Origin of the sequence: uncultured Chryseobacterium sp. (assembly GCF_913776365.1) — a bacterium.
GTDB lineage: Bacteria > Bacteroidota > Bacteroidia > Flavobacteriales > Weeksellaceae > Chryseobacterium.
This window is the reverse complement of record NZ_CAJYMO010000085.1, coordinates 1-12500: the sequence shown is the minus strand read 5'-3', so window position 1 is coordinate 12500 and position 12500 is coordinate 1. Positions and strand designations below refer to the sequence as shown.

Annotated in this window: 12 protein-coding genes; 11 read left to right on the top strand and 1 reads right to left on the bottom strand. The window is 43.4% G+C overall.

The features are described from left to right. Nucleotides 1-74 precede the first annotated feature (74 nt). The 5 genes from QZ735_RS04445 (at nucleotide 75) to QZ735_RS04425 (ending at nucleotide 5525) form a co-directional block, all read left to right on the top strand. Nucleotides 75-425: a four helix bundle protein gene (locus tag QZ735_RS04445; protein ID WP_294244750.1), complete on the top strand. Its 351-nt coding sequence runs from the start codon at nucleotides 75-77 to the stop codon at nucleotides 423-425. A 343-nt stretch (nucleotides 426-768) separates the two neighbouring features. Then, nucleotides 769-1998: an ABC transporter permease gene (locus QZ735_RS04440; protein WP_294244747.1), complete on the top strand. Its 1230-nt coding sequence runs from the start codon at nucleotides 769-771 to the stop codon at nucleotides 1996-1998. Nucleotides 1999-2339: 341 nt separating this feature from the next. Continuing rightward, nucleotides 2340-3611, top strand: coding sequence for an ABC transporter permease (locus QZ735_RS04435; RefSeq protein WP_294244744.1), 1272 nt, complete (start codon nucleotides 2340-2342; stop codon nucleotides 3609-3611). 28 nt (nucleotides 3612-3639) lie between these two features. Beyond that, nucleotides 3640-4842 (top strand): efflux RND transporter periplasmic adaptor subunit, encoded by a 1203-nt coding sequence (locus QZ735_RS04430; RefSeq protein ID WP_294244741.1) that lies wholly within the window; start codon nucleotides 3640-3642, stop codon nucleotides 4840-4842. A gap of 134 nt (nucleotides 4843-4976) precedes the next feature. After that, complete coding sequence (locus tag QZ735_RS04425; RefSeq protein ID WP_294244738.1) at nucleotides 4977-5525, top strand: hypothetical protein; 549 nt, start codon at nucleotides 4977-4979, stop codon at nucleotides 5523-5525. On the opposite strand, the gene QZ735_RS04420 is transcribed toward QZ735_RS04425, so the two are convergent. Beyond that, the gene (locus QZ735_RS04420) at nucleotides 5526-5666 is read right to left on the bottom strand and encodes a hypothetical protein (protein ID WP_294244733.1); all 141 of its coding nucleotides are present in this window, start codon (nucleotides 5664-5666) and stop codon (nucleotides 5526-5528) included. A 50-nt stretch (nucleotides 5667-5716) separates the two neighbouring features. Here QZ735_RS04420 and QZ735_RS04415 point away from each other — a divergent pair, with 50 nt between their 5' ends. The 6 genes from QZ735_RS04415 to QZ735_RS04390 form a co-directional block, all read left to right on the top strand. Beyond that, nucleotides 5717-6616: an NAD(P)/FAD-dependent oxidoreductase gene (locus QZ735_RS04415; RefSeq protein ID WP_294244730.1), complete on the top strand. Its 900-nt coding sequence runs from the start codon at nucleotides 5717-5719 to the stop codon at nucleotides 6614-6616. 213 nt (nucleotides 6617-6829) lie between these two features. After that, nucleotides 6830-8095, top strand: a complete 1266-nt coding sequence (glyA, locus tag QZ735_RS04410) for a serine hydroxymethyltransferase (protein ID WP_294244727.1) — start codon at nucleotides 6830-6832, stop codon at nucleotides 8093-8095. Between the two features lie 58 nt (nucleotides 8096-8153). After that, nucleotides 8154-8615 (top strand): regulatory protein RecX, encoded by a 462-nt coding sequence (locus QZ735_RS04405; RefSeq protein WP_294244724.1) that lies wholly within the window; start codon nucleotides 8154-8156, stop codon nucleotides 8613-8615. A 339-nt stretch (nucleotides 8616-8954) separates the two neighbouring features. Further along, nucleotides 8955-10883, top strand: coding sequence for a nucleoside-diphosphate sugar epimerase/dehydratase (locus tag QZ735_RS04400; RefSeq protein WP_294244722.1), 1929 nt, complete (start codon nucleotides 8955-8957; stop codon nucleotides 10881-10883). A 36-nt stretch (nucleotides 10884-10919) separates the two neighbouring features. Next, a complete protein-coding gene (locus QZ735_RS04395; RefSeq protein WP_294244719.1) occupies nucleotides 10920-11741 on the top strand; it encodes a polysaccharide biosynthesis/export family protein in 822 nt (273 codons plus the stop codon). Between the two features lie 64 nt (nucleotides 11742-11805). Then, nucleotides 11806-12500: nucleotide sugar dehydrogenase (locus tag QZ735_RS04390; RefSeq protein ID WP_294244715.1), on the top strand; the 695-nt coding region annotated here is incomplete at its 3' end.

Genomic DNA, 12500 nt, shown 5'->3' with positions numbered 1-12500 from the left:
GACCAATGTAAATGCCGCTCTGCAAGTCAACTTGGAGCAAATTGAAAGACACTTTAAAATACAAATAGGAAAAAATGTTTTTAGAACTTAACCATTATAAGCTGGATGTTTATAAATATGCAAGGCAGTTAAGAATAGAATGTTATAAAATTATTGTGAAGCTTCCTGACAGCGAAAGATTTAATCTTACGGATCAGATTAGAAGAGCATCGACATCAGTAGTGCTGAACATTACGGAAGGATGCTCAAGAAGATCAGAGCAGGAGAGAAAGAGATATTTTGAAATAGCAAGAGGTTCAGTTATAGAAATAGATTCCTGTTTTGATATGATAATAGAAACGGGTTATATGGAATTGCAGGACTTGGAAAAAATTGGAAAAACATTAAAAACAACGTTTATATTGTTAAGTGCAATGCTGAAATAGTAAGGTATATATGTTGAATTTTACTGTATAAGTCAATTTAAGGGTACTTAAGAAATTGACCATTGACCCGCAGGAATTGACCATTGACAAAAAGTGAACGGTGAATTTCGCTTGGCAAGTCAATTTAAGGGTGCCTTAAGAAATTGACCATTGACCCGCAGGAAATGACCATTGACAAAAAGTGAACGGTAAATTTCGCTCCGCGAGTGAATTTTAGAATAGAGCTGGCCATTGGTCTGAAGGAACCGGCCATTGGCAAAATAGAAAGTTATAAACACATAAAATAAACCAGCGGAAAGAGATAAGGGCTTCCTCAGCCGTTTCCCGCTTCAAACTTAAACATATGTTCGATCTCGATCGTTGGCAGGAAATATTCAGTTCCATCCGCAGCAATGTGCTGCGGACGGTACTCTCTGGCTTTACCGTGGCACTGGGATTATTTATCTTTATCGTGCTTTTCGGTATTGGCACAGGACTTCAGAATGCTTTTACCCAGGGTTTTGCGCAGGATGCCCAGAACCTGATTTCCATTTTTACAGGAAAAACTACCGTGGCCTATAAAGGGCTGCAGTCTGACCGCCTGGTAACGCTGAATAATGAGGATTATGACTTTCTGGTGGATGTCGATAAACAGAAAGTAGGGAATGCAACGCCGCGGTATACTTCCAGCATGCTGGTGAAATACGGAAAAGAGAGCGGAAATTACCAGATCAACGGGGCCGGCACGGGTGAACAATATATTGAAAACCGGAAAGTCCTGGAAGGGCGGTACCTCTCGCCGGGAGACCTGGAGAGGAAACAGAATGTAGCCGTTATCGGAAGGATGGTACAGCGTGACCTGATCAAGAACGGAAGCCCGATCGGAAAAGAGCTTGATATCAACGGAATTATGTTCAAGGTGGTCGGGGTGTTCTCTGACGATGGCGGTGACCGGGATGAACGGCACATCACCGTTCCGATCTCCACGCTGCAGCAGATGAAGAAAGGTTCAGATACCATCAGTACCGTATACATTGCCTATGATGAGAAGCTGAATCCCCAGCAGGCCATTGCCTATGGTGATCAACTCAAGGAAAGGCTGAAATCCCGTAAAAATGTCTCGCCCGATGATGAGAACGGAGTCAGGGTCTGGAACAATGCGCAGAATATGAACGATACATTTACCTTCATGGCCGTACTGACGGCCATCGTGGCATTCATCGGGATGGGGACGCTGCTGGCAGGAATTATCGGGATCAGCAATATTATGGTGTATATCGTAAAGGAAAGAACAAAGGAAATCGGGGTCAGGAAAGCGATCGGTGCCAAACCGCGGAGTATTGTGGCTCTGATTGTCCAGGAAAGCGTTGTCATTACCGTGATTTCGGGGTTTATAGGCGTCGGGTTGGGAGTACTCGCGCTGCACCTGATCGGCGACAGCCTGGAAGCGTATTTTATCAAAGATCCGAGTGTGGGCTGGGGAACCATCCTGCTGGCCTTCATCGCACTGGTATTCTCAGGCCTGATCGCCGGATTTGTCCCGGCGTACAGGGCATCGAAGATCAAACCGATTGAAGCGCTGAGAACGGAATGATGAATGGCGAATGGTGAATTTCGCTCCGCGAGTGAATTTTGCTTTGCAAGTCAATTTAAGGGTGCCTTAAGAAATTGACCATTGACCGCAGGAATTGACCATTGACAAAAAGTAAATGGTGAATTTCGCTCCGCAAGTGAATTTTGCTTTGCAAGTCAATTTAAGGGTGTCTTAAGAAATTGACCATTGACCGCAGGAATTGAACATTGACAAAAAGTAAATGGTGAATTTCGCTCCGCGAATGAATTTTGCAGTGCAGGTCAATTTAAGAGTACTTAAGAAATTGACCATTGACCCGCAGGAATTAACTATTGACAATATTAAAAAAGTGACAGTTTAAAATGAACATTCTATTTAAAAAAGATACCTGGCAGGAAATTTATTATTCACTGAAAAATAATAAGCTGCGGACTTTCCTTACCATGATCGGGGTAGGCTGGGGAATGTTCCTGTATGTAAGCCTGCTGGGAGCCGCCAAAGGAATGGAAAACGGCTTCGATAAACTGTTTTCCGGGTTTGCCACCAACTCCATCTTCCTGTGGGCACAGAATACCTCTATCCCTTACGAAGGTTTTCCGAAAGGAAGGCCTGTTCACCTGCGGCTTTCGGATATTGATATGCTGGAAAGTAAAATCCCCAGTATCGATTATATTTCGCCGCAGAATTCCAGGGGAAGCTTTACCGGGACACCGGGAGAATCCATGTCGAGAAACGGTAAAAACGGAACCTACGCCCTGACCGGAGATTATCCTGTAGGAAACAGGATTTCTGAAAAAAAGCTGATTTTCGGCCGGTATATTAATGATGCCGATGTTTCGGGAAATAAAAGTGTGGCTGTCATAGGAGAGGAAATCTATAAAAATTTCTTTGATGCCAAGAAGAATGAGAACCCGCTGGGGAAATCCATTAACATCAAAGGCATTTTCTTCAATGTGATCGGCGTGTTCAGGGTAAAAAAAGGCGGCGGCTTTGAAAATGACCAGACGGTATTTATCCCGCTTTCCACCTACACGAAAATGTACAATGCAGCAGACCAGATTGATATGTTTGCCATCGTCAGTAAGCCGGATGCCAATGTGAATTCCGTGGAAGAAGGCGTAAAACAGGAACTGAAAGTAAAAAACAAAGTTTCTCCGGAAGATACCAATGCCTTCGGCAGCTTCAACCTGGGAAAGGAATTTAAAAAGCTTACCGGTTTCCTCAGCGGGATGCAGCTCCTCACCATTATTGTAGGAACCTTAACGATTCTGGCGGGGGTCATTGCCATTTCCAATATCCTGCTGATTACCGTAAAGGAAAGAACAAAGGAAATCGGGATCCGGCGGGCCCTGGGAGCGAAGCCTTCCGAAGTAAGAAACCAGATCCTGCTGGAAAGTGTGGTGATCACCCTTTCATCGGGGCTCCTGGGCTTTATGTTCGGGATTTTCGTGCTGATGATTTTAAACATGCTGACCCAGGGACAGGACTCATTCCCTTTTTATAATCCCAGCGTAAATTACGGGAACGTCTTTGCCGCCATGGCCGTAATGGTGATCCTCGGGCTCATCATCGGAATGATTCCGGCACAGCGGGCAGTAAAGATACGCCCGATTGAGGCTTTAAGAACAGAATAATGATACAATTGAAAAATAAACTATGCATATGAAAAAGAAATTCACTTGGAAAAAAGCCGTTTATATCGTTTTGGGGCTTTTATTTGCGGTGGCTTTATTCTCGGGGATCAGGTATATGGTCAGCTCGAATTCGAAACAGAGTGAAGCGTTCCTCACGCGGCGGCCGACCATCCAGAACATGGACGATAAAGTGATGGCTACCGGTAAAATCATTCCGAAAGAAGAAATCGAGATCAAACCCAACATTGCCGGGATCATCGATAAGATTCTCGTGGATGAAGGCGACAGGGTAGAGGCCGGCCAGCTGATTGCCACAGTGAGGATCGTACCCAACCTTGCGGAAGTGAACAATGCCCAGCAGAACGTTCAGAATGCCCAGCTTCAGATCAGCAATGCCAAAATGAATGTGGAAAATATGCGGAACCAGTATGCGATGCAGGAAAAACTGTATAAGCAGGGGGTGATTTCAAAACAGGAATACCTGAATTCCCAGCAGCAGCTGTACACGCAGCAGCAGGCCCTTAAAAACGCAAACCAGCAGCTGGTAACGGCCCGCAAAACCTTACAGATCGCCAAAACAGGCGCTACCCCGGAACTCCAGGGACTGGCAACGACGCAGATCCGCTCCAAAGCATCGGGAACCGTACTGGAAGTCCCGGTAAAAGTGGGGAGCCAGGTGATTGAAGCCAACTCATTTAATGCCGGAACCACCATCTGCTCCATCGCCAATCTTAATTCGTTGATTTTCCAGGGGGAAATCGATGAAGCGCAGGCCGGTAAGCTGAAACAGGGGATGGAGATGAACATTGTTATCGGAGCCCTTCAGAACAAAACATTCCCGGGAAAGCTGACCATGATCGCCCCGAAAGGGAAAGACAATAACGGAACCATCAAATTCCCGGTAGAAGGGGATGTTTATAACCCGGATAACGAATACATCAGGGCCGGATTTTCTGCCAACGGCGAAATTGTGCTGAGCTCAAAGAAAAATGCGCTGCTGCTGGATGAATCCCTGGTACAGTATGAAAAGAAAAACGGGAAGGATATCCCTTTCGTGGAAGCAAAGCAGAAGGACGGTACATTTAAAAAGGTGTATGTGAAACTGGGGGCCAGCGACGGCATCAACGTGCAGGTGCTTCCGGGGTCGCAGATCACAAAAGATTCGGAAATTAAAGTCTGGAACCCTTCCGATAAAGACAAAGAGGAACTGAAGGAAAAAACAAAAAAATAATAAACTGAACAATACGTTGTAAGACGGAGGTCCCGGGAGTTTTCTTCCGGGATTTTTTACAGATTAACGGGAAATGACAAATTTTCAGTCGTTTAAAAAATAATATTACATTTGAATCCTTAATAAACATTTTTATGTGCAGATATTCCGGCAAGACCTATAAACGCCATTACGGCTGTTTCCGGTGCCGAAAATCGTTTAAACAAAGCAGTCTGTACGATATCCGTGCAAGGCTGAGAAAAGAACTTACCGGAATTTCCGCAGGCAAAAGCGAGAGCATTCTTTACAGGAAAGAGGATGCCAGACTTGAGGAAGCAATGGACAGCATGGAAAACCGTTCTGTAAAATGTCCTGAATGCGGCAGCCTGATGGCAGATCTGGGATATGATTTCAAAGCTCCCAAAAAGACGGCTGTAAAAGAATGGAGCATCATCGAAAGCCTCTACAGGATCGGTAAAAGTTTCTACAGCTGCGGCTGTAGCGGCATTGGCTATATCCCGCAAAATGAGAACGATTATAAAGAATATCTCAAAGAAAAACTTGAAAAATACAGGAGCCGGCTGGCAGAATGCCGACTGATGAATGAAACTGAATTTCCTGATAAACAAGAGAGAGTCAGGTACTGGTCGGGAAAAATTTCAATATTGGAAAAAGAAATGGAATTTCAGGATTTTACAGCCTGATTACCGGATCAGCCCAACCGTCTTCCGTTCATTTCCTGTCTGGTTTTGTGCAGGCTGAATGCTTCCGGAAATAATGGAACCGAATGCCTTTTCCCTGTTTCCTTTAATCTTTCTCCTGATAAAAATTACAATTGTAATCATACCGCACAGGTAATTTTGTTTTTAGCTTTGTGATACATCAATAAGGAATTATGGGAAATGCACTGGATGTCATCATTATCGGAGGAAGCTATGCCGGGATGTCTGCGGCCCTGTCACTGGGCAGATCCTTAAGGGAGGTACTGGTTCTTGACAACGGAAAACCCTGTAACCGCCACACCCCGTATTCACATAATTTTCTTACCCAGGACGGGAAAACACCCGGTGAAATTTCCGGGATTTCCAGAGAGCAGGTCATGAAATACGATACGGTAAAATTCAGGCAGGCAACTGCCGTAAGGATTTCCGGACATCCGGAAGGTTTTGAGGTGGAAACCGGTGACGGTGAGTTCCTGGCTGCCCGGAAAATCATTCTGGCTTCAGGAGTGAAAGATATTTGTCCTGAAATACCGGGATTCGCAGAATGCTGGGGCAGGTCCATTATTCACTGTCCTTACTGCCATGGCTACGAAATAAGGAACAGGGCAACCGGAATCCTCTGCAATGGTGAAGCGGCATTCGAAATTTCAATGCTGGTGTTCAATCTTACCCGGAATTTAACAGTATTTACGAATGGAGAACCCGATTTCAGCGAGGAACAGCGGGAACAGTTCCGTAGAAATGAAATTCATCTCATCGAAGAGGAAATCGAAGAGATCATTCACCGTAACGGACAGATCTGCAAAGTCCTTATGAAAAACGGCAGTGAAGCTGTGCTGGATGCCCTGTACACAAAAATTCCGTTTGAACAGAACATCAACTGTGAGGCAGCAGGCCTAGAATTAACCGGTCATGGCTTTATTGCCATCGATCGTTTCCATAAAACAAGCCGGGAAGGCATTTTTGCATGCGGGGATAACGTTACCCTGATGAGGTCGGTAGCCAATGCCGTTGCCCAGGGCAGTTTTACAGCAGCCATCGTAAACAGAGAACTTTCTGAAGAACGATTTTAAGTTTCATTCATTCATATTTTTTTGTTCCCCGCAATTGATTTTACGGGGAATTTTATGATTACAGGCTGAGAAGCGGTTGGTGCCGCTTTTTCCGGGAAAGCCTATCATCAAGCAGTTCAGGATATTTTGCCGGTCAAAATTGTTTTGGGATGCTGGAATCTCGCGGGAAATTTCGTACTTTTGGAGTGGAAAATTTCAAAAATAAAAAGTAAAATGGACATTATTTTCGACCTGATTGAAAAGGAAAGACACAGACAAACCCATGGTATTGAAATGATTGCCTCAGAAAATTTTGTTTCTGAGAATGTCATGAAGGCGGTGGGAAGCGTATTGACCAACAAATATGCGGAAGGATATCCCGGAAAAAGATATTATGGCGGATGTGAAGTAGTAGATGAGGTCGAAACCTTAGCCATTGACAGGGCGAAGGAGCTTTTCGGGGTAGATTATGTCAATGTCCAGGCGCATTCCGGTTCCCAGGCCAATGCTGCGGTCTATCTGGCCGTGATGAAGCCGGGAGATAAAGTAATGGGAATGGACCTTTCCATGGGCGGGCACCTTACCCATGGTTCCGGAGTGAATTTTTCGGGGATCCAGTACCAGGTAGCTTCCTATGGGGTTCAGCAGGAAACGGGGCTGATTGATTACGACCAGATGAGGGAAGTTGCTCTAAGAGAAAAGCCAAAGATGCTGATTGCCGGTTTCTCAGCATACTCCAGGGATCTGGATTATGCCAAATTCAGGGAAGTTGCCGATGAGATCGGTGCCACGCTGTGGGCAGATATCGCACACCCGGCAGGTCTTATCGCAAAAGGCCTTCTGAACAGTCCGTTCGAGCATTGCCATATCGTTACCACGACAACGCATAAGACGCTGAGAGGTCCGAGAGGAGGGATGATTATGATGGGGAAAGATTTTGAAAATACATATGGCCATAAAACTCCGAAAGGAGAGACCAAAATGATGAGCCAGGTGCTGGACGGAGCCGTATTCCCAGGAATACAGGGTGGCCCTCTGGAGCATGTGATTGCCGGAAAAGCAGTTGCCTTCGGAGAAGCACTGGATACAAAATTTGAAACCTATGCAAAACAGGTACGGTCCAATGCACAGGCTTTGTCCAAAGCGATGATTGACAGAGGTTTTGATATCGTAAGCGGCGGGACAGACAACCACCTGATGCTGGTAGACCTCAGAAACAAAGGCGTAAACGGTAAAGAAACTGAGAAAGCACTGGTTCTTGCAGATATTACCTGCAACAAAAATATGGTCCCTTTCGATGACAAGTCTCCGTTTACGACATCAGGAATAAGGCTGGGAACGGCTGCCATTACTACCAGAGGCCTGAAAGAAAACGATATGGATACCATTGCCGGACTGATCTCCGAAGTTGTTGACAACATCAAAAACGAAGAAGCCATTGCTTCCGTGAAAAAGAAAGTGAACGAACTGATGGAAGGAAGAGCCCTCTTCAACTACTAAGATACATCTGAATAGAATATAAAAGAATGGGCGGGAAGCCCATTCTTTTTTTATCATTATGGAAAAGAAATCGTATACCTTTGAGGAAATTAAGCAGAAACTGGTGAACTACTGCGTTTACCAGGACCGCTGCCATGCTGAGGTAGAACAGAAGATGAGAGAATTCCTCCTGATTGATGAAGCCAAAGAAGAAATCCTGCTCTATCTGATGAAAGAAAACTACCTGAATGAAGAACGGTTTACAAGAAGCTACATCCGCGGGAAATTCTACATTAAGCACTGGGGACGGAATAAGATCAGAATGAACCTGAAGCAGAAGCAGATTTCGGAAAAACTCATCAGCAAATGCTTTGATGAAATTTATGAAGATGACTATGAAAACATGATCCGGAAAATCTACACTGACTATTATTCGAAACAGAACGGACAGGAATACCAGAAAAAGGCGAAAACCATAAAATACCTGATGGGCCGCGGATTTGAATACGACCAGATAAACGAAGCTTTTGGTGAAATGTAATGATATCCGGGTGCCCCTTACAGATGTCTTACGGTATAAATATCTGTACTTGGTGATAATATAAAGAAAGTGGAGAATTATTGAAGGATTTTATTTTCCTTAACGATAAAATGACACTCAGCATCCTTTATTCTGTTTTTAAAATATTGTTTCTGAGAAAGGTTTGATCTTAAACGCTTTAAAAGACGTCATCATTTTAAATAGTGGACATGGCATAAAAATTATCTGTAAATTTGAAGTACTGATGAAATTTTATTTTAATTTTGCATGAATACCACGGGATTATTATGTCGGATAGTCCGGGTTTATACAATTAATATATGAATACAAATAAAGACAATGTACGGATCTCTTAGGAAAAAAATTTTCGCAGGAGATAATGTTGTCAGTCTCTCAGATGTAAGATACCTGCCCAGATGGATCATCTTGGCAATCGATATTATTATTCTATGGATCTCTCTTTTTATTTCAACCTATATTATTGAGAAGATCACACAGAAGGATTTTATCTATCACGAAGACCAAACTGTTGTCTTGGGTGGTATTATCCTGACGAATGTTTTCTTTATGTATGTTTTTAAAACGTATGCCGGGATTATCAGGCATTCCACTTTTATAGATCTTTTCAAGCTGATGGTCTCCTGTTTCTGCACGGCGTTTGTCATCGGCACCATTAATATCATTTATTTCTGGACGACAGGAGGGAAATTTATCCTTACGGCCTATCTTATCCTTTATTTTATTATCTCCTTCATGGGATTGTTTCTTTTCAGGTTGTATGTAAAAGAGTTTTTCCATATTGTAAGAGAATACAGAAGAAGCACGCTGAAAAAGAGAATCGTTGTTTTGGGGATTGATGAACAATCTATTGCCATTGCCAGGGCCATTCTGGATAATCCCAGTCTTCCGTATCATGTAGTAGGTTTTCTGACCCAGAGAACCGATTCCAAACGGGCGTCTCTTTTAGGAAAACCCATTTTTTCCAAAGACAGGATTGAGCAACACGCAAAGGAAGAACTTCTGATCGATGGTGTTATTGTCATCAAGGAAATGATGTCCAAAGACGAAATGAATTCCTGGGTGAATTTATTCCTGGAAAAAGATCTTAATATATTCAAAGCGCCGTCCGTACAAAAGCTTAGGGACAGTGATCTCGGAGGATCTATCAGAACACTGCAGATTGAAGACCTGCTTAATAGGAAGCCTATTAAAATAGAAAACGAAGAAGTTAAAAGCAGGCATTTCAATAAAAATATACTGGTTACGGGAGGGGCCGGCTCTATCGGCAGCGAAATTGTGCGCCAGGTAGCACAATTTAATCCTGCTTTAATCGTTGTACTGGATCAGGCGGAAACTCCTTTATATGACATCGAACTGGAAATGAAGGATAAATTTCCTCACATACGGTTCAAATTCGTTTTGGCGGATGTTTCTAACCAGCGTAGGGTAGAGCCGTTGTTTCAGGCTTATAGTTTCTCTATGGTTTACCATGCAGCGGCTTACAAACATGTGCCCCTGGTTGAAGAAAACCCGCATGAAGGAATCCTGGTGAATGTACTGGGTTCAAAAATAATAGCCACCTTATCCAGCAAATACAGGGTGAACAGATTTGTCATGGTTTCAACAGATAAAGCTGTGAATCCAACGAACGTGATGGGAGCTTCAAAAAGAGCGGCAGAACTTTTTGTACAGTCATTACAAAACGTAGAGGGAAATGTTACCAAATTTATTACCACCAGATTCGGAAATGTACTGGGTTCAAACGGTTCGGTAATCCCGCATTTTAAAAAGCAGATTGAAGCGGGCGGGCCGGTAACGATTACGCATCCGGACATCGTCAGATATTTTATGACAATTCCTGAAGCGTGTGAACTGGTGCTTCAGGCCGGTACTATGGGACATGGCGGTGAGATCTTTGTATTTGATATGGGAGAACCGGTGAAAATTTTGGATCTGGCCAGAAGGATGATTAAATTATCCGGATTTGAACCGAATATTGACATCAAAATCATCTATACCGGTTTACGGCCGGGTGAAAAGCTATACGAAGAGCTTCTGAGTGATGATGCCAAAACACTGCCTACCCACAATGAAAAGATTATGATATCCAAGGATCCTATCATGGTCTTCTCCGAAATTGATTCCTTAGTTAACATGATTACCAAAGCTTCTCTGAGCAGGGATAAAGTTGAAGTCGTAAAAATTCTGAAAATCATTGTCCCGGAATTTAAAAGCAACAATTCCGTTTACGAGGTTTTGGATAAATAGAAAATATAAAATGTATATTTGTACAATTTTTAAAATATGAAAAGTAGAATAGTAGGACTGTGTTCTATACTCCTGTTGGTATCATGCAAGATTAAGGATAATGCCCAGAATGACTTGAATTATATGCAGAATATTGAGCAGGTGGCTATCGAAGCTTCCGCAAAAAATTCAGGCAACACGATACAGACGGGAGATCAGCTGGTGATCCTGATCACCGCAAAGGATATGGATGTGGTAAAACCTTTCAATCAAAATTATTCTTCTTCTGATATTATCCAGACCAATGCCAATGCAGGAGGCAATATGCCTAATCAGGGCGCAACCGTCATCTCAGGACCTACCTATATTGTAGACAGCAACGGGGATATTGATTTTCCGGTTATCGGAAAGCTCAGTACGACAGGTAAAACTTTAGTGGATCTTAAAACTGAGATCAGGGACAAAGTAAGGCAGTATGTCATTAATCCAACCGTCAATATCAGACTTGCCAATTTTAAGATCACCGTACTCGGAGAAGTAAACCGGCAGGGTGATTATATCGTAGCAAACGGACAGGCTACCATACTCAATGCACTGGGACTTGCAGGAGATGCCACCATGTATGGGAAAAGAGATGATGTGCTGGTGATACGGACCGAAGACGGGAAGATTACCCACGGGAAAGTCAACCTGCAGGATGCCAATCTGATCAACTCGCCGTTCTATTACCTGAAGCAGGGCGATGCTGTCATTGTTCAGTCAAATAAAGCAAAAGAAATAACAGCAAGGCAAAACCCTAATACCGGGCTCTATCTGACTGCCATTTCGATTGGTGTAACTGCCATTGCCGTTGTGGTAAGCTTATTTAACAGGAAATAAAAAAATGATTGATTATCAATAGCAGATTGTAATTAAATCATCCATTTGATAAAATCACAAAGTAATGAAATTATATAGTATAGCTGTTATCGGACAAGGTTACGTAGGGCTGCCTCTGTCGTTGGAATTTGCGCATCATTATCCGGTATTGGGTTTTGATATTAATACGGAAAGAATTAATGAGCTTAACGGAGGTCTTGATATGACCATGGAAGCTGATATCGATAAACTTAAAGAAAACCTGAAGCGTTACAACGAATCCGGCGGAACTGCCGGTTACAGGGCCACAAGCGACATCCGCGAAATTGCCGGCTGCAATGTTTTTATCGTAACCGTGCCTACGCCTATAGATAAGTACAATGCTCCTGACCTTAATCCGCTGCTCAATGCATCAAAGATGCTGGGAGAAATCATAAAGAAAGGCGACATCGTTATATTTGAATCTACTGTTTTCCCGGGCTGCACAGAAGAAGAATGTGTCCCGGTTCTGGAGAAACATTCGGGATTGAAATTCAATGAAGACTTTTTCATCGGATATTCTCCTGAAAGAATCAATCCGGGGGATAAAGTGAATACGCTGACCAGTGTTATGAAGGTTACTTCAGGATCCACCGCCGGGATCGCACAGGAAGTGGATGATCTGTACCGGAAAATAATTACGGCAGGCACCCATAAGGCATCCAGCATCAGAGTGGCAGAGGCATCCAAAGCAATTGAAAACGCTCAGCGGGACGTCAACATTTCTTTCGTTAATGAACT